Here is an 18,424-nt window from a genome sequence, read left to right as displayed (position 1 = left end):
TCCCACCATGCCGTTTGAAAAACGAGAAGCAGAATTCTCAAAGCCTGATACTTGCCCCCCCAGTCGTCTTGGATAATGTATTCGATTTTGCAAAGTCCAATCAAAAATCACTTTGCAAAAAGCATATCAGTGGTAGCGCATGGCCGCCCCCTCTCTTTTCTTTTGCTATCAATCCACCATCAAAAAAGCACGTTTTTTTTAATTAATTTCGCAAATTTTTTATTAAAATGCGCAAAGGCCGCCTTCAAATGCACACTCGCCACACAAATCTTTTGCCGCTTGGTACTCGTTTTCGCCGCGTAATACCCCGAGCGGCTGACATTCAATAGGCGACATGCCTGACTCACGGATGCCTTCTGTTGCCACCGATCAATCAAACCGTGAGCTATTTCAGCTCTCGGGCAAAGAAGGCAGAGGCCTTTTTTAAGAATTCATTATCCGATTTCAGTTGACGGTTTTCGGCTTCCAGTTGGCGGATTCGTTGCTGTTCCGCCGTCAAGGGTTTCCCAATCCCTGGCTCGCCATTGAGCTCTGCACGATATTGCTCCACCCACCGACGCACTGCGGTTTGACCCACCCTCATCGACTCCACCACTTCCATCACGCTCAGGCCTTGGTCAACTACCATCCTCGCCACTTCTAGCTTGAAGCTCGCATCATATTGACTACGTTTTGAATTCATTTCTTCTCCCTCGTTAAGATCTATCATGCCCTATCGAGGTGTCTACGGGTATTAGACCATTACATACCGCATGACAATCAAAAATAGCTATTTGACACCCACCAAATCGAAAAACCCCCACCAGACTGGCGGGGGTTTTGTGTTGAGCGGACTGTTTAGAGAATTCAATCAGTCGATACGCTCGCCGTGTAACACCACATCCAAACCTTCGCGTTCTTCCTCTTCGGTCACACGCAGACCCATGACCATATCAATCCCTTTGAGGATCACGAAAGTCACTACCAAGGTGTAGGCCATTGTGGCTAAGGTGGCGACAGTTTGTGTCACTACACTGCCTTCAACCCCACCAATTTCAGGTACAGCCAACACACCGACCAAAATCGAACCTAAGATACCGCCAACACCGTGCACACCAAAGGCATCTAAAGAGTCATCGTAGCCAAGCATGTGTTTCAGACCCGTCGCACCCCAGTAACATGCCACACCAGCGATCAGACCTAAAATCAGCGCACCTTTAGGATCAACGAAGCCAGCCGCAGGGGTGATCGCCACCAAACCAGCCACGGCACCAGACGCAATACCTAACAGAGAAGGCTTTTTCTTCACCACCCACTCAGCCAACATCCATGCCACAGCAGCAGCGCCCGCAGCAATTTGTGTCACCAACATGGCCATCCCTGCGCGGCCATTGGCTTCTAAAGCCGAACCAGCGTTGAAACCAAACCAACCGACCCACAACATCGAAGCACCAATCAGGGTCAACACCAAGTTGTGGGGAGGCATAGCTTCGCGGCCAAAACCAACCCGTTTGCCGAGAACAAAGGCTGCCACCAAACCCGCTACACCGGCGTTGATGTGCACCACAGTACCGCCAGCAAAGTCCAACACGCCATCAGCAAACATCCAACCCGTTGGCTCCCACACCCAGTGCGCCACAGGGACATATACCGCAAACATCCAGATCACCACGAACACCAACATCGACGAGAATTTCATCCGCTCAGCAAATGCACCTGTAATCAGTGCACATGTGATGATGGCAAAGGTCATTTGGAACACAACAAACACCGACTCAGGGATATTGGCCCCGGCTGTGCCAGACAGCGCATTCAGCGATACACCATTTAAGAATGCTTTATCCAAACCACCGATGAAACCATTCCCTGGGGTAAGCGCTAAGCTGTAACCAAAGGCAAACCACAACACCGTCACCACACAAGCAATGGCAAAGCTTTGCATCAGAGTGGCTAACACGTTTTTCTTCCGCACCATACCGCCGTAGAACAAAGCCAAGCCGGGGAGGGTCATAAACAACACCAACGCAGTCGCAACCAACATCCAAGCGGTGTTACCGGTGTCTAATTTTGGTTCTGGTGCCGGTGGTGCCGCTTCAGCGGCAGGCGCAGCGTCGGCGGGGGCAGCAGCAGGTGTAGCAACAGCAGCAGCGGGGGCTTCAGGCGCCACAGCGGCTGGTGCTTCAGTTGCCGCCGCAGGGGCTTCGGCAGTGGCAGCCGCTACCGGAGCAGCGGCGGTGTTTTCCTCGGCAAAGACGGGGGTGGCAAACCCAACCGCCCCTGCCAACAAGGCAGACATAAGCCATCTTTTCATGTTGTGTTCTCCCTGATTCGCAAAACTGTTAGATGGCATCCGGCCCGGTTTCACCGGTGCGGATCCGTACCACTTGTTCGAGTTCAAAGACAAAGATTTTGCCGTCGCCGATTTTTCCGGTATGCGCCCCTTGTTCAATGGCTTCCAAGGCTTGATCTAACAACTCATCGCGGATGGCAATCTCAATTTTGACTTTCGGCAGAAAATCCACCACATATTCCGCACCACGGTACAGCTCGGTATGACCTTTTTGCCGTCCAAACCCTTTAACCTCGGTAACGGTCACGCCTTGCACGCCAACAGCGGCGAGGGCTTCGCGGACCTCATCCAATTTGAAAGGTTTAATAATGGCAGAGATGAGTTTCATGACTGACTCCTTGCAGTGAACCCGAATGGACATTGTGTGTAAGGGCTGCCCCTTTTGTGACTGTCTTGCCTTAGGCATGAATCATGCCAGTTTATTTATTACTTAATAAACAAAGACTTGTTAATTGATGATGAAGGCTGTGCCATTTTGTCATGCGGAACAGCAAGCCCCGAATCACAGCATCGACCATTTATCACGCACTATATTGGTGCGAGGTGCTGAAATTATGCGCTTTGAGCGCACTACCGCCATGACGTCCGCGCTGTGCTTTGGCGTATCAAGCCACACGAATACGTCCCTGCCAGCAATTTTGCAAAAGTTATGCAGCAAGAATTTTGCTACACTTGCTGGTATCTCGTTTTCTTTGTTTCTCAGCCTGTTAGAAAGGGCCAACCATGTTGACGCAAAAACTCTTTGAAGAAATTAGCCAGAAGGTCAGCGAAACACTGGCCAACAGTCCGGTGAAAGATGTTGAGAAAAATATGCGGGCCATGTTGGGCGCCACTTTTAGCAAAATGGATTTGGTGACCCGTGAAGAATTTGAAGTACAACAAGAAGTCCTTGCCCATACCCGCGCCACCCTCACGCGTCTAGAACAACGCATTGCTGAGTTAGAGGCGCAACTGGCCACTGCACAGCCAACAACCAATCCCCCGCCGACGACCTCTCAGGAGTAATCCCATGCGCTTGGCCGTGGTTCACAGTCGGGCGCAAGCAGGCATTCACGCCCCCTCTGTTCAAGTTGAAGTGCATCTCGCCAATGGTTTGCCTTCGTTTACCTTGGTTGGTTTGCCAGATACCGAAGTTCGAGAAAGCCGAGATCGGGTACGAGCGGCAATCCAAACCTCTGGCTTTGATTTCCCTGCGGCTCGACTCACGGTCAATCTGGCACCAGCGGATTTACCCAAAAGCTCTGGGCGCTTTGACCTAGCGATTGCTCTCGGTATTCTGGTGGCTTCGGGTCAATTACCCGATACGCCTTTGGCCGATTGTGAATTTGCTGGTGAGTTGGGATTGACGGGCGAACTGCGCCCCATCCGAGGGGCAATTCCTGCTGCGTTCGGTGCAGCCAAAGCCAAGCGGCGTTTGGTGTTGCCCAGTTCATCTGCCGCCGAAGCCGCCCTCGCCGATCAGGCACCGGTGTTTGCTGCGGACACCTTAAAACAGGTGTGTGATTTTCTAGCAGGGCATCAACCGCTGCCATTTGCTCAAGCCTGCGCCCAAGGTGAACGTGAGCACTATCCCGATTTAGCCGATGTTCGAGGCCAATTTGCCGCACGGCGTGCCCTCGAAGTCGCGGCGGCAGGTCGCCACAGCCTATTGCTAATTGGCCCCCCTGGTACCGGAAAATCGATGTTAGCCAGCCGCCTGCCTAGCATTTTGCCGCCACTCGATGCACACAGCGCACTGGAAGCCGCAGCAATTCAATCGCTCTCCCCCTCCGGTTTTGATGTGAAACGCTTTGGTTTACGCAGTTTCCGTGCGCCCCATCACTCGATCTCGGCAGCGGCGTTAGTCGGTGGAGGATCCGATCCACGGCCGGGGGAAATCAGCCTCGCTCATCATGGCGTCTTATTTTTAGATGAGTTGCCCGAGTTTGACCGCCGCGTGTTAGAAGTGCTGCGCGAACCTTTAGAAACTGGCAAAGTGTTGATTTCACGCGCAGCCCGCCAAGCAGAATTTCCAGCACAATTCCAATTAGTCGCCGCGATGAACCCCTGCCCCTGCGGCTATTTAGGACATGCCACCCGCGCTTGCACCTGCACGCCGGAACAAGTGAGCCGTTATCGAGCGCGGTTATCTGGCCCGCTCTTAGATCGCATTGATTTGGCCATTGAAGTGCCAAGCGTGCCACCAGAAGCCCTCAGCAGTCGCGCCAATGGCAGCAGCAGTGAAGAGGTGCGACAGCGCGTCGAGCAAGCATGGCAATCACAGCTTACTCGGCAAGGGAAATCAAACAGCGAATTACACGGCAACGATCTCGATCAACATTGCGCTTTAAGCGATAACTGTCGTGAGTTTTTAAATGATGCAGCGCGACGATTAGATTTATCGGCTCGTGCCTACCATCGCATTTTACGCGTGGCGCGTACCTTGGCCGATCTGGAGTTACACCGCGATATCGACCGTCGCCATCTTGCCGAGGCCATCCAATACCGCCGCCGTTTATAATTGCTGCTTTGAACGAGGCCGGGTTATGGAACGAGCAGATAAGGTGTTGGTAGAACGAGGGCTGGCGACTACCCGCAGTGCTGCCCAACGCTTGATTGATGAAGGGCGGGTCTGGCTGAGAGTGGGACAGGCAGCAGACAAATTGATTGATAAAGCCAGCAGTAAAGTGCCAGCCACAGCAGAACTGGTGGTGCAAGCCAGTGAAGCCGACCGCTATGTCTCGCGGGGCGGTTTGAAATTGGCTGGTGCCTTGGCGCATTGTGGCCTTGTTGTGACTGGCTATGCCGCGTTAGATGTCGGTATTTCCACTGGCGGTTTTACCGATTGTTTGTTGCAACAGGGTGCCAAACAGGTAGTCGGGATTGATGTAGGACATGGTCAACTGGCAGCACGGTTATTGGCCGATCCCCGCGTCACGCTGTTTGAAGGTGTCAATGCACGAGCCCCTGACGAGGCGGCGTTAATCGCAGCGAACGGCGGTCAACGCTTTGACATTGCGGTATGTGATGTATCGTTTATTTCCTTAACCTTAGTGCTACCGGCCATTGCGCGGTTGCTGCACCCTGATGCCATCGCTTTACTGCTGGTGAAACCTCAATTTGAGGTCGGGCGGGAAGGGTTGGGTGGGGGTGGAATTGTACGCAATACCAATTTATACCCACAGGTTGAGCAGAAAATCCGACAATGTGCGGCTGAACACGGTTTGCATTGTGTCGATTATTTCGCCAGCCCCATTGCCGGCGGCGATGGCAATCGTGAATTTTTCCTCTACGCTCGTCGGATACAGGCTGAAAATGTTTGATAAAACCCCTCCTAACTCAGAATCCATCCGCTTATCTAAACTGATGGCCCAACGTGGTTTGTGTTCACGCCGTGAAGCAGACAGTTATATCGCCAAAGGGTGGGTCAAGGTGGATGGCGTTGTGGTGAATGAACTTGGCAGTCGCGTTTTGCCACACCAAAAAATCGAACTGCAACGGGCCGCCCAAGAAGCACAAGCCTCGCGCGTGACGTTTTTACTCAATAAACCCGTTGGCTATGTCTCTGCCCAAGCCGAGGATGGCTATCAGCCTGCTGTGGTTTTATTACGACCGGAAAACCGTTGGGCAGAAGACCAAGCCCCTGTTCGTTTCCAACGCGATCATCTACGTGGCCTTGCCCCTGCTGGCCGTCTTGACATCGATTCGGTGGGCTTGTTGGTGTTGACCCAAGATGGTCGGATTGCGCGGCAGATTATTGCGGAAGATTCCGAGGTCGAAAAAGAATACTTAGTGCGTGTCAGCGGGCGGTTATCTGCTGAAGGTTTGCGTTTGCTCAACCACGGTTTAAGTCTCGACGGAGAAGCTTTGTTGCCGGCAAAAGTCTGGTGGCAAAACCGCGATCAACTGCGCTTTATTCTAAAAGAAGGCAAAAAACGGCAAATCCGCCGCATGTGTGAGTTGGTTGGCTTGCAAGTGGTTGGCCTCAAGCGCATCCGGATTGGCAACATTGTATTGGGCGATCTCCCCGCCGGCCAATGGCGTTATCTCTCTGCACAAGAATCTTTTATTTAATCCCGTTGTTATTGTTTTAGGTGTGCGTATTGATGTCTGGAACACCGCTTTCCCCCGAAACGCTACAAGCGGCTTTAACACAAGCACAAGCGCAAATCGATGCTCTCACCCGTGAACGCAACACTTTATTGGTGTTGCGGGAAGGGGATCGGGTGGCCTATGAGTCACGCGAGGCAGCCCTAGCCGCTGCCCGTGACGAAGCAGAAAAAGCCAATCAAGCGAAAAGCGATTTTCTGTCGAATATGAGCCACGAGCTACGTACGCCATTAAACGCCATCTTGGGCTTTGCACAAGTCCTGAAAAATAGCCGGACTTCGCCGTTGAATGAGCGACAAAATACCCAAGTCGAACACATTCTCAAAGCCGGTCATCACCTGTTGTCGTTAATCAATGAAGTCTTGGATTTGAGTCGTGTGGAGTCGGGGCGGATGGCACTGACCCTCTCTACCGTCTCGGCGCGCACCGTGATTGAAGAAAGTCTTGAACTGGCCCAACCCTTGGCCGAGCGTGTTGGCGTTACGCTACAAGACCAAAGCCAATTGATGCTATTGCCGATGATTCATGCCGATGCGGCGCGGGCACGACAAGCGCTGCTGAATTTATTGTCGAACGCGATTAAATATAACCGTCCACAAGGCACAGTCACTGTGTCGGCCCAAGCTGTCGGCCAGCAGTTGGTCATCACGGTGCAAGATAACGGTGTCGGCATTCCCCGTAGTCGTCACCGTGAATTGTTCCAACCTTTTAATCGTCTTGGTTATAACCACACCGCGATTGAAGGCAGTGGAATTGGTTTAGTGTTGACCCGTCGCCTGATGGAATTGATGGGCGGTGATATTGGGTTTGAAAGTGAAGAAGGCCTAGGTAGCCGCTTCTGGCTACGTTTTCCGGTGGCGGCCCAAACCCAAGCGGTGCATAGCCAGCCCACCCCCACCCAAACACCCTATCCCACTGCCGCCACAGCCAAAGCACAAACCATTCTGTATATCGAAGACAATCCAGCGAATTTGGCTTTGTTAGAAGAAGTGTTCCACGAACAAGCCGATTGGCAGTTGATTAGCGCAGTGGATGCGGAGTCGGGATTGGCGTTGGCACGCATCAGACAACCCGATTTGATGCTGATAGACTTGAATCTACCTAAAATGAGTGGACAAGAAGCAGCAGAACACTGTAAAAACGATCCTCAGTTACGGCGTATTCCTTTGGTGGCACTGACAGCCAATGCCATGTTCCAACATAAAAAGTCATACAGCCCATTTAGTGCTTATTTGACCAAACCGGTTGATATTCCACATCTCTTAGCCACGATTAACCAATTACTCAACCACAACCCCATTGCCGGTGGCTGAACATTAACCGATTGAATCGACTATGTCCCAACTACGCCAACCCTATCTCCACTCGCGGATTCTGATTGTTGATGACAACCTAGCCAATATCGCTTTGTTAGAGGCGATATTAGAAGATGCTGGCTATGATCGAGTGGAAAGTGAAAGCGACCCACGACAAGTTTTGCCACGTCATCAAAGACAGGCGTTCGATTTGATCTTGCTTGATATCAGAATGCCGTACTTAGATGGCTATGGTGTGATGCAATTGTTACAGCAACACCAAGGCGAAGAAGACTATTTACCGGTATTGGTACTGACGGCGCAAAACGACAATGAAACGCGGCTGAAAGCCCTAGAATATGGCGCCCGAGACTTTGTCACCAAGCCCTTTGAGCCCTACGAAGTTTTATTAAGAATTCACAACCAGCTCGAAGTCCGCGCACTGTATCGAGAGCGACAACGACAAAATACCCGCTTAGAAGAATTGGTGGTCGAACGTACTGGACAGTTATTGGAACGCAAACGGCGTTTGGCGTATATGGCCAGCCACGATCCAGTCACCGCCCTCCCCAACCGCACCGCCTTTATTGATCACTTAGACACCTTACTCACCACCCCCGATTGTCCTCCGTATCGTCTCTTTCTGCTGTCTTTAGAAGGTCACCGCCGCCTTGATGCGTTGGAAGGGTATGACTTTGGCGAACGCATTTTGCGCGAGCTTGGTTTGCGGTTACAAGATGTGGTTGAGCTGCGTGATGGCTTTGTGGCGTATTGGGGCGGGGCCGAGTTTATTGTGGTGTTGCCGGAGATGGTATGCCAACAGTTGCACTGGCTGGAGGATGTGCTGTGTCGGCCACTGTATATCCGCAATTATGAGTTGTTATTGATTGCGCGGGCGGGCAGTGTGCGTCTTCCAGAGGATGGGAATTTATCCGCAACCCTATTGCGCCGCGCTGCATTGGCCTTGTCTTTCTGCCCCACCGGTAGTCGTTTTACCTGCCAAAATTACCAGCCCAAACAAGAGGCTTTTGTCGCCGAACGGCAAAGTTTAGAGTCTGAATTACGTCATGCCCTTGAACGCGATGAACTCGAACTGTTTTATCAACCCAAAGTCGATTTGCGCCACGGTTGTATTGTGGGGGCAGAGGCGCTATTGCGTTGGCGACATCCTGAGCGTGGTTTAGTCCCACCGGGGCAGTTTGTGAGCTTGGCAGAAGAAACCGGCATGATTGATGCCATCGGTTTATGGGCAATTCGCCGTGCGATTGACGATGCCCACGCGTGGGAAATTGCTTGTGGCCAATCACTGAATATCGCGGTCAATGTCTCTGCCCGCCAACTCGATTTGGCGCGCGCCAATGGCCGTTCTTTGGCAGAAGAAGTCGCCTCAATTTTGCAAGACAGCCGTTTCCCTGCAACCCAACTCGAACTCGAAATCACCGAGAGCGCCATCATGCAAGATGTCGATTATGCTTTGCGTGAATTGCAACAGCTACGGGAATTGGGCGTGACATTGGCTGTGGATGACTTTGGCACCGGTTATTCGAGCTTGGCTTATCTGCAAAAGTTGACGGTCAACACCATCAAAATTGACCGTGCCTTTATTCATGGCATGTCCGACAGCCCCGATGCGTGCGCTATTGTGCGTTCGATTTTGGCGTTGGGTCGTGAGCTCGGTTTAACAGTCGTCGCCGAAGGTATCGAACATCAGAGTGATTTAGAGGTATTAAATCAGCTGGCGTGTGATATTGGCCAAGGCTACTTATTTAGCCGTCCTCTGCCTCGCGATGCGTTTTTTGAGCATCTACAACAACACGCCCTGCGCTTAGTTGAAACCTAAGGTATAGACAACACTGCTGGGCTGACATCAGGCCGGCCACAATGTGGCTGGCCATTCTGTCACAATTCATAACCACTGCTGTAACACGGTTGGATTCATGGTCAATTAAGCGCGTTCTTGCCCAGCACAAAACGGTGCTCACCATCCTAGGCTTATCATCCACAAGCTATAATCACTTGTTGCCCTAAGCTCACATCCCAATCATGCTGCCGCTGCTCGACCCGAAGAACGATTACATTTTCAAACGTCTCTTTGCCCAATCACCCGAATTACTGTCTGATTTGATCAATAGCATCCGCTACGATCAACCGCCGATTATCATCACCGATATTCTCAACCCCAATATCTCCGGTGAAGACCTCCACGCTAAAGAAATCGTGTTAGATGTCTTGGCCAAAGATGGCTTTGGCGTGCAATACAATATTGAAATTCAGGTGCGGAAACAGACGTATTGGGGAGAGCGAAGCTTGTATTACAGTTCGCGTCTTATCAGCGAACAGTTAGAAAGTGGTCAATCCTATCGCGAGATGAAGCATGTGATTTGTATTCATCTACTGGATTTTGATTTATTCCCCGACCATCCACAACAAGCTTCATGGCGGTTTGAACTGCGCGATCAACATATTCCTGATGTTGTCCTCACCAAAGCACAGCAAATTGATATTCTGGAATTAGACAAAGCCGACCGCCTCCAACTGGCCCCAACAGCATTAAAGAATTGGGTCGATCTGTTTGAACACTGGCAGGAGCAACACATCATGGCACAGCTGACACACACACCGGTAATGACTGTTTTGCAATCCCTAGAGCAAATGAGCCAAACCAAGGAAGAACGGTTACGGGCATTGGCGCGAGAACGGGCAGTGTGGGATTACAACACCGACATCATCACTGCTCGGGAAGAGGGTTTAGAAGAAGGTATGCAAAAAGGCATGGAGAAAGGCCTTCAACAAGGCATGCAGAAAGGCATGCAGAAAGGTCTGGAAAAAGGCATACAGGCCATGCAAACCCTCCTCCGAACGTTGATCGAGGCGCGGTTTGGTCAGCCGTTGCCAGATTGGGTGTTGTCGCGGTTACGGGCAGCGACGCCGGAGCAGTTGCAGCAATGGGGAGTGTCGTTAACGCAGGCGCAGCGGTTAGAGGATATTTTCGAGGGTTAGATTGGTAGGGTAAACAGAGTCAGGTAGGGTAGGCACGGGTCTTGTGCCTACCAAACGAATGAAGCGGTATACGAACAACACACCATGAAAAAACAGCCATTCGCGGCGGTTCGGTTCCCATCCTCGCGTTTAAATGCCTGAAAACGACCTAACCCTAGTGCCATAACGATTTATCCACCGCAGGGCTGACATCAGGGCGAATCCACGCTGGCCACAATGTGGCTGGCCATTCTGCCTTGCGCCAGCCTTCATACACAATCGACAACCACTGCCGCAACACCGTTGGATTCATCGTCAACTCAGCGCGTTCTTGCCCCGTTTCATCACAAAAAGCCACCCGCACCGCCTCGCTCGATAACGACAAATTGATGGCATGAACCAGCCATACAGCCTGTGCGTTATCGGTGGGGACGGGTGCCTGTTGTTGGAGGCTGTCGCGTGCCGCCGCTTGCAACCAGCTTTGCCATTCATCTTGGGGTGGTTGACTGGCTAAGCGCGTGGCGGGGGCACTCGGTTGCAGGGCATCTAATAGGCGTGGCAACAACCGTGATAACAGGCGCTGGGTTAACCACAATACTTGGCTATGGCCATCACGGGTTGAACCAGACAACCGAATGCGGTCTTCGGCTTCGATGTATTGGGTAGTAATTCGTTCTAGGGCAAGGCTCATCACAACACAGTCTTTAACTCATCAGGATTAAATCATCACTCAACATCATCTTGCGCTTTCAACTGCAGCGCATAGTCGTAAAACAATTTGCGTTTTACACCGGTCAGTTCTGTTGCTAATTGTGCAGCTTGTTTGGTGGGTACGGCACGCAACAAGGTTTGTAATAGCTGTTGCTGTTCAACCGTCAGCCCATCCTCAGCCTGAGCGCGGGGCGGGGCTTGTTCAATGATCAGCACACATTCTCCCCGCTGTTGGTTGCTGTCGGCCTGCACCCACGCTAACAGTTCTGCCGCAGGTAAACGGCGCAAGGTTTCGAAGGTTTTGGTCAACTCTCGCCCCAACACCAACAGCCGTTGTTCACCCAACACCGTCACAATATCTTGCAAACAATCGACAATCCGATGCGGCGCTTCATACAACACCACGGCATAATCAACTTGCTGCCAGCCTTGCAACAGCTTTTGTCGTGCCACCGTTTTAGGCGGCAGAAAACCGTAAAACAATACCTGAGCCGCCTGTAACCCTGCGCCAGCCACCGCCGTCGTCAATGCAGAGGGGCCCGGAATCGGACAGACGGTCAGACCGGCTTCATGGCAACTTTGGACCACTCTGGCGCCGGGGTCGGAAATAGCCGGCGTGCCAGCATCCGACACCAGTACGACCTTTTTTCCCTCCTGTAGCCATTGCAGAATGCGTTGGCATTGTTCGCGTTCATTATGTTCACGCACACTGATTAAGCTGGGCACATGAATCCCATACGCCCGCAACAACTGCCCCGTCACGCGGGTATCTTCGGCACAGACCACATCCGCCGCAGCCAAAACCGCCAAAGCGCGAACGCCAATATCAGTCAAATTCCCAATTGGGGTGGCCACCACATATAATGTGCTGCCTTGCAGCGATGCTTGCGCGTCAGTAAATAATTGAAAGAGCGGCGAATGCACAGACGAGCTCCAATCATCAGCCTCATTGGGCTGGCCCTAGGTTTAGGATGGCACACAGGGGCACTAGCACAGCCCCGTGCGGCGGCAGACTATATCACCAAACTGAATGCAGCACCGCTGCTGCCGATCACTGCCACCAGCCTGCCGATGGCTCATCACAAAGCAGTCACCCTGCCAGAGCCCGATTTGAGCCAGCCTAAAATTGCTATTTTATTGCCCGTCCAAGCCAGCCCGTTGGCCGAAGCAGCAAAAGTGATTTTGGATGGCATTCAAGCGGCGGCAGAACGTGATGGCAGCGCACAGTGGATACGCTACGACACCGACGAGCGTAATGTTGTGGCGCAATATCAACGCGCCCTACAAGACGGTGCCAAGGTGGTGATTGGCCCATTGGCACGGCCTCATATTCAACAATTGTTGAAACAATCCATCCCCATTCCAACGCTTGCCCTGAATACCATCGAGGGGAAAGCCCTGCCACGCACCTTATATTCGCTGAATTTAGCGGTGGAAGGTGAAGCACAAGCGTTGGTGTTTCATCTCATCAAACAAGGGAAACAAAAACCGCTGGTAGTGCGCGATGGCAGCCCACTCGGTCAACGCAGCGCCCAAGCCTTCAGTCAAGCATGGCAAAAGCAACGGGCACAGCGTGTCACCCTGTCTGCCTTGCCGCTGACTCAAACACCGAGCGACTACGACAGCGTGGTGTTAGCGGTGGATAAACAAACCGCGTTAGAACTTCCCACCCTCGGCGAAGGCAGCTCGCGTTATGCCACTTCACAGCTACACGACAACCAACGGCCAAGCCATTTTGCAGGCATCCAAGTGGTTGATATGCCGTGGCTTACCCAGCCCGATTTGCCAGTGGTGCAACGCTATCCGCGCCCCAAAGAACATCTGACCTATGGCACAGAGCGGTTATACGCGCTGGGTATCGACGCATGGCGGGTGGCATTGCGACTGGCACAAGGCCAACCGCTACACCCAGCCTTTGCTGGTGTCACCGGCGAGTTACAACTGAACAGTGAACAACAGTTACAGCGTACTTTGCCCTTGCACACCTTAACCGCCACCACACCACCCGCGCAAAGTGATGACAGCACAACCGACACCACAACAACGCGGGAATGAGGCAGAAGATCTGGCCTTAGCTTATCTCCAAGCGGCAGGCTTGGTGCTGATTGCTCGCAATTGGCGCTGTCGGCTTGGGGAAATCGACCTTATCATGCAGCATCATCAAACGCTGGTATTTGTCGAGGTGCGCTATCGGCGCAGTGCGCGTTATGGTGGTGCAATGGCCAGCATCACACCGGCAAAACAACGTAAACTTTTGCTTACCGCGCAATATTATTTACAGCGCTTATCACACACACCCGCTTGTCGTTTTGATGCTGTGTTGATACAAGGGCAACAAGCCCCCATTTGGCTGCAAAATATTTTCTTTTAACAGCAGATAGCCGCATTTTTGACTGTAGGACAGATATGGAACTGACAGAACGGGTACAAACCCACTTTGTAGAAAGCATCGCCGTGAAACAATTGGCGATGGATATTTTAGCCCCACAGGTTGCCATCGCCGCAGAACGGATGCTGGCTTGTTTAATGAATGAAGGCAAAATTTTGGCCTGCGGTAATGGGGGGTCTGCTGCCGATGCACAACATTTTGCGGCAGAAATGGTGGGCCGTTTTGAACAAGAACGCCCCGGATTGGCCGCCTTGTCGCTATCTACCGATACCTCCGCCCTCACCGCCATTGGCAACGACTATAATTTCGACTTGGTATTCTCTAAACAAGTCAGTGCCCTTGGGCAAAGCGGTGATGTGTTATTGGCCATTTCCACCAGCGGCAATTCGGCCAATGTGATTGAGGCAATTCATGCTGCCCACGAAAGACAAATGACCGTTATCGCTTTGACAGGTCGCGATGGTGGCAAAATCCAACATTTGCTGCAGGGTGATGACGTCAATTTATGCGTACCGGCACAACGCACTGCCCGTATTCAAGAAGTCCATATCTTGTTGATTCATGCCTTGTGTGATTGCATTGACTATATGCTGTTAGGAGCGGAATAAACGATGACAATACAGCGTTCGATTGTGGTACTCGCTACCGTTGCCACCCTGAGCCCTTTTCTTCACGGCTGTGTTCCCTTGATTGCTGGGGGAGCCGCTGGCAGTGCTTTATTAGTCGGATCAGATCGTCGTTCTTCCGGTGCGTATGTCGATGATCAAACACTCGAAGTAAAAATTGGCCAGCAAATTGGTGCCGAACAACCGGACGCCCATGTCAACGTCACCAGTTTCAACCGTGCTGTCTTGCTCACTGGTGAAGCACCCGATGCGGCCAGTAAAACACGGATTGAACTGATTGCCCGTGGGATGCCAAACGTTCGCCGTGTGTTTAACGAATTGGTGATTGCGCCGCCCTCCACCCTTGGTAATCGGCTCAATGACACCTCATTGACCACCAAAGTCAAAACACGGATGTTAGAAAACCGTGAATTTGCACCGAATCACGTCAAAGTGATCTCAGAACGGGGTGAGGTGTTTTTATTGGGATTGGTCACGCCAACCGAAGGCAATACCGCTGCCCGCATTGCCAGCGAAACCGCAGGGGTATTAAAAGTCCACACATTATTTGAATACCTCGACCCAAAAACGGGTATGGTGTCGCCCTAAACACATCGCGTCGGCAGGCTCATGGCCTGCCAATCCCAGTTAAAATAGCTCCCTTTTTTTGGCGCTGTCTCTTCCATGCATCTGCTTGCCCTTGGGCTTAATCACCAAACCGCGCCCTTAGTGGTGCGAGAAAAATTGGCTTTTCCTGCTGACACGGTGCCGGACGCCCTCGAAAGCTTGATCGCGACGCACACAGCGACAGAAGCGGTCATTCTCTCTACTTGCAATCGCACCGAAATCTATTGCAATAGCCGTGATATCGACGCTGCCCTCAATTGGCTGGCGCATTATCATCAGTTACCGCGCAGTGAAATCGAACCTTATCTCTATCTGCTCGATGCCGAAGCTGGCGCGCGCCATGCCTACCGTGTTGCCTGTGGTTTGGACTCGATGGTATTGGGCGAAACGCAAATCCTCGGTCAGCTGAAAGATGCGGTGCGAGTGGCAGAGAACACCGGCACACTCGGGACTTTGCTCAATCATCTGTTCCAAAATGCGTTCTCGGTCGCAAAAACCGTACGCAGCCAAACCGCAGTAGGTGCCAGTTCGGTGTCGATGGCGGCGGCAGCAGTGCGGTTAGCCGAGCAGATTTTCCCCTCGATTCAAGAAGTCAAAGTCCTGTTTATCGGTGCTGGTGAGATGATTGAATTGGTGGCAACGCATTATGCCGCACAACACCCTGCGGCCTTGTGTGTCGCCAACCGTACCGTCGCACGCGGCTTGGCCTTAGCTGAACGCTTTGGGGGCAGTGCCATTGCCTTGTCCGATCTACCCGAACATCTGCCGCAATATGATGTGGTGGTGACTTCTACCGCCAGCCAGCTCCCGATTTTGGGCAAGGGCATGGTGGAACGGGCGTTGCGCGTGCGCCGTCACAAACCGATTTTTATGTTAGATCTTGCGGTGCCACGCGATATCGAGGCCGAAGTCGCCGAATTGGACGATGTTTTTTTATACACCGTCGATGATTTGGCCTCGATTGTCGAAGCAGGGCGCGATGCTCGCCGCCAAGCAGCAGAACAAGCCGAAGCCATTATTGTTGAACATACCCATGCTTTTTTAGATTGGCTGGCCGCGCGCGAAGTGGTGCCAGTGGTGCGGGCTTTGCGCGATCATGGCGAGCGGGTGCGCCGTCATGCCATCGCTGCCGCAGAAAAACGCCTCGCCCGTGGCGAAGATCCTCGTGCTGTGCTCGAAGCCTTTTCGCAACAACTGACCAATAAACTGCTCCACCCTCCTACTGCCGCCCTCAACCAAGCACGCGGCGAATCGCGTGAACAGATGCTCAGTCTGATTTCGCGTTTGTACGATCTTCATCCGGATTAAACGATTTTATGAAACCCTCTATTGCCCAAAAACTGGACCAACTTGCCGACCGTTTAGAAGAAGTCACTTGCTTATTAAGTGAGCAAGCCGCCACAGCGGACATGGACAGTTTTCGCAAATTAACTCGTGAACATGCCGAGTTGACCCCACTGGTGGAAACCCACCGCCAATGGAAGCAAGCCCAAGCCGATTTAACTGCGGCACAAGACTGGTTGAATGATCCTGAAATGCGGGAATTTGCCCGCGATGAAATCGACGCCGCCCAAGCTCGTATCGAAGCCCTCGACCTTGAATTGCAAAAGGCTTTATTGCCACGCGATCCCAATGATGAAAAAAATATCTTCTTGGAAATTCGCGCAGGCACCGGTGGCGATGAAGCAGCATTGTTTGCAGCAGACCTTTTCCGAATGTATTCACGCTACGCCGAACGGCAACGGTGGCAAGTCGAGATTGTGTCGGCGTCGGAATCGGATTTGGGTGGGTTTAAAGAAATTATCGCCCGCATTGAAGGGTATGGCGCTTATTCGCGGTTGAAGTTTGAAAGCGGTGGTCATCGCGTACAGCGGGTGCCAGCGACAGAAACCCAAGGCCGTATTCACACCTCTGCCTGCACAGTGGCGGTGATGCCAGAAGCCGATGAGCTCGAAGCGGTGAATCTCAACCCTGCCGACTTGCGCATTGATACCTTCCGTGCCAGTGGTGCCGGTGGACAACATATCAACAAAACCGACTCTGCCGTGCGGATCACCCACTTGCCAACAGGGATTGTGGTGGAATGCCAAGACGACCGTTCGCAACACAAAAATAAAGCCCGTGCAATGGCGGTGTTGGCTTCGCGGATTAACGACATTCAACGCCGTGAGCAACAAGCCAAAGAAGCCGCCGAGCGCAAGAGCTTGATTGGGTCAGGAGATCGTTCCGAGCGCATCCGAACGTATAACTATCCTCAAGGCCGCATGACAGACCACCGCATCAACCTGACCTTGTATAAGTTGGATAGTTTGATGGATGGTGATTTAGACGAACTCACCCACGCCCTTATCGCCGAACATCAGGCGGAATTGTTAGCAGCCTTGGGTGAGGACTAAGCCGCAAGGAAAAAAGCCAGCGAGGGATCGCTGGCTTTTTTTATGGTTGCGGTTTGGCTTGCGTCGCCAACAGTGGCGCGCGGATGCGCGTTTCAAAATCTTTGGGGGCAACATACTGCAACACCTCTTTGCCTTTGGTGTCGAGCACAACATCCAACCCTAAATTTGGGTACAGAAAGTGCGTCAAAGTTTCCCCAACCGTAATCCGTTCTTTCGGCGCACCAAAACGCTGCAATACCGTTGCCTCATCTAAATTTGCGCTGGGTATCAAACCAATAGCACGGATGGGGAGTGCGTTGGCTTTGGCAAGATCATCAGGATGCAGGCTGATTTTTTTGGTACTGCTTTCCATGTGCTCCGCTTTCAAAGCGCGGTCACGCATTGCGGTGATGGTTGCTGGAGTGGCATCGAGGGTGAAAATCACCCGCCCCATGACAAAACCAAGTGAGACTTGGCTGTAATAGGCTTCGACCTCTCCCACTTCGCCCGGTGCAGCCACAATCGCTATTTCCATATCCTCCCCGAGCTGTTGTCGGACATCCGCCAGTGTGCTGCGGCTTGGTGTCAGGCCGAATACGGTACTGTGGCCTTGGGCATCCACAGTGATTTGCCACGGTAGATTTTGGTTGGGGTGATCGGTGCTGGCCGGTGGTGTGCTGGGCAGGAAGAACGGAACGAGTAGGGCAAATACAGCTAACCCAACAATGTAAAACGCTATTTTCATGGGGATCGTTGGTTTGGGAGAGTGCTGTATTTTGCCACAGTGGGCGGGGATTTCTAGATCAGTCACCCATAGCCAAAGGCTACAGCACCCAAATCACAAACAAAACCGCCCCACCCAATCAAGGGCGAGGCGGTTCGTGTTTCATGCCAAATCGTAGATACCGTCTTGGGCGTCAACTGATTTTGGCGTAATCAGCCTGATAGAGCTGACGAGTTTTCCACACACCGAAGCATAAATGCACCAACTTGCGCATGGCCGCTCCCAAAGCGGCCATCTTGCA

19 protein-coding genes are annotated in these 18,424 nt (G+C 52.3%); 13 read left to right on the top strand and 6 right to left on the bottom strand.

The genetic code is table 11. The annotated features are described in order from the left end of the window. Nucleotides 1-385: 385 nt before the first annotated feature. The 3 genes from ACYVJG_RS10820 to glnK form a co-directional block, all read right to left on the bottom strand. Nucleotides 386-682, bottom strand: a complete 297-nt coding sequence (locus ACYVJG_RS10820) for a transposase (RefSeq protein WP_460431063.1) — start codon at nt 680-682, stop codon at nt 386-388. Nucleotides 683-850: 168 nt separating this feature from the next. Beyond that, the gene (locus tag ACYVJG_RS10815) at nt 851-2,290 is read right to left on the bottom strand and encodes an ammonium transporter (protein WP_460431062.1); all 1,440 of its coding nucleotides are present in this window, start codon (nt 2,288-2,290) and stop codon (nt 851-853) included. A gap of 28 nt (nt 2,291-2,318) precedes the next feature. Beyond that, a complete protein-coding gene (gene glnK, locus ACYVJG_RS10810) occupies nt 2,319-2,657 on the bottom strand; it encodes a P-II family nitrogen regulator (protein ID WP_022654670.1) in 339 nt (112 codons plus the stop codon). Nucleotides 2,658-3,052: 395 nt separating this feature from the next. Here glnK and ACYVJG_RS10805 point away from each other — a divergent pair, with 395 nt between their 5' ends. From ACYVJG_RS10805 to ACYVJG_RS10775, 7 genes are all read left to right on the top strand, one after another. Continuing rightward, nucleotides 3,053-3,334, top strand: coding sequence for an accessory factor UbiK family protein (locus ACYVJG_RS10805; protein ID WP_022654671.1), 282 nt, complete (start codon nt 3,053-3,055; stop codon nt 3,332-3,334). A 4-nt stretch (nt 3,335-3,338) separates the two neighbouring features. Continuing rightward, nucleotides 3,339-4,829 (top strand): YifB family Mg chelatase-like AAA ATPase, encoded by a 1,491-nt coding sequence (locus ACYVJG_RS10800; protein ID WP_460431061.1) that lies wholly within the window; start codon nt 3,339-3,341, stop codon nt 4,827-4,829. A 25-nt stretch (nt 4,830-4,854) separates the two neighbouring features. Then, a complete protein-coding gene (locus ACYVJG_RS10795; protein ID WP_460431060.1) occupies nt 4,855-5,631 on the top strand; it encodes a TlyA family RNA methyltransferase in 777 nt (258 codons plus the stop codon). Beyond that, nucleotides 5,624-6,382 (top strand): pseudouridine synthase, encoded by a 759-nt coding sequence (locus tag ACYVJG_RS10790; RefSeq protein ID WP_460431059.1) that lies wholly within the window; start codon nt 5,624-5,626, stop codon nt 6,380-6,382. The genes ACYVJG_RS10795 and ACYVJG_RS10790 overlap by 8 nt, the downstream gene beginning before the upstream one ends. 32 nt (nt 6,383-6,414) lie before the next feature. Continuing rightward, nucleotides 6,415-7,731, top strand: a complete 1,317-nt coding sequence (locus ACYVJG_RS10785) for a hybrid sensor histidine kinase/response regulator (protein WP_460431058.1) — start codon at nt 6,415-6,417, stop codon at nt 7,729-7,731. A gap of 22 nt (nt 7,732-7,753) precedes the next feature. Continuing rightward, entirely contained in the window at nt 7,754-9,553 is a 1,800-nt protein-coding gene (locus ACYVJG_RS10780; RefSeq protein ID WP_460431057.1) for a putative bifunctional diguanylate cyclase/phosphodiesterase, read from the top strand. A gap of 203 nt (nt 9,554-9,756) precedes the next feature. Continuing rightward, a complete protein-coding gene (locus ACYVJG_RS10775) occupies nt 9,757-10,713 on the top strand; it encodes an Rpn family recombination-promoting nuclease/putative transposase (RefSeq protein ID WP_460431056.1) in 957 nt (318 codons plus the stop codon). Nucleotides 10,714-10,867: 154 nt separating this feature from the next. Here ACYVJG_RS10775 and ACYVJG_RS10770 read toward each other — a convergent pair whose 3' ends face one another. Then, the gene (locus ACYVJG_RS10770) at nt 10,868-11,383 is read right to left on the bottom strand and encodes a hypothetical protein (protein ID WP_460431055.1); all 516 of its coding nucleotides are present in this window, start codon (nt 11,381-11,383) and stop codon (nt 10,868-10,870) included. A 35-nt stretch (nt 11,384-11,418) separates the two neighbouring features. Further along, entirely contained in the window at nt 11,419-12,327 is a 909-nt protein-coding gene (rsmI, locus tag ACYVJG_RS10765) for a 16S rRNA (cytidine(1402)-2'-O)-methyltransferase (RefSeq protein ID WP_460431054.1), read from the bottom strand. On the opposite strand from rsmI, the gene ACYVJG_RS10760 reads away from it, so the two are divergent. From ACYVJG_RS10760 to prfA, 6 genes are all read left to right on the top strand, one after another. Continuing rightward, nucleotides 12,322-13,458, top strand: a complete 1,137-nt coding sequence (locus ACYVJG_RS10760) for a penicillin-binding protein activator (protein ID WP_460431053.1) — start codon at nt 12,322-12,324, stop codon at nt 13,456-13,458. The genes rsmI and ACYVJG_RS10760 overlap by 6 nt on opposite strands. Further along, nucleotides 13,421-13,774 carry a YraN family protein gene (locus tag ACYVJG_RS10755; RefSeq protein WP_460431052.1) on the top strand — a complete coding sequence of 118 codons (354 nt, stop codon included), beginning with the start codon at nt 13,421-13,423 and terminating at the stop codon, nt 13,772-13,774. Before ACYVJG_RS10760 ends, ACYVJG_RS10755 begins: the two co-directional genes overlap by 38 nt. A 35-nt stretch (nt 13,775-13,809) precedes the next feature. Further along, on the top strand, nt 13,810-14,400 hold the full coding sequence (locus tag ACYVJG_RS10750; RefSeq protein ID WP_460431051.1) for a phosphoheptose isomerase: 591 nt from the start codon (nt 13,810-13,812) through the stop codon (nt 14,398-14,400). A 3-nt stretch (nt 14,401-14,403) separates the two neighbouring features. Next, nucleotides 14,404-15,006 (top strand): BON domain-containing protein, encoded by a 603-nt coding sequence (locus tag ACYVJG_RS10745; protein WP_460431050.1) that lies wholly within the window; start codon nt 14,404-14,406, stop codon nt 15,004-15,006. A gap of 75 nt (nt 15,007-15,081) precedes the next feature. After that, nucleotides 15,082-16,332, top strand: a complete 1,251-nt coding sequence (hemA, locus tag ACYVJG_RS10740) for a glutamyl-tRNA reductase (RefSeq protein ID WP_460431049.1) — start codon at nt 15,082-15,084, stop codon at nt 16,330-16,332. An 8-nt stretch (nt 16,333-16,340) separates the two neighbouring features. Continuing rightward, the gene (prfA, locus tag ACYVJG_RS10735; RefSeq protein ID WP_022654328.1) at nt 16,341-17,420 is read left to right on the top strand and encodes a peptide chain release factor 1; all 1,080 of its coding nucleotides are present in this window, start codon (nt 16,341-16,343) and stop codon (nt 17,418-17,420) included. A gap of 40 nt (nt 17,421-17,460) precedes the next feature. Here the strand turns inward: prfA and ACYVJG_RS10730 are convergent, their stop codons facing one another. Further along, a complete protein-coding gene (locus tag ACYVJG_RS10730; protein ID WP_460431048.1) occupies nt 17,461-18,144 on the bottom strand; it encodes a hypothetical protein in 684 nt (227 codons plus the stop codon). Nucleotides 18,145-18,424: the final 280 nt, after the last annotated feature.

This window comes from Aquaspirillum soli, from assembly GCF_054781915.1.
This window is presented reverse-complemented; position numbering and strand designations above follow the sequence as displayed.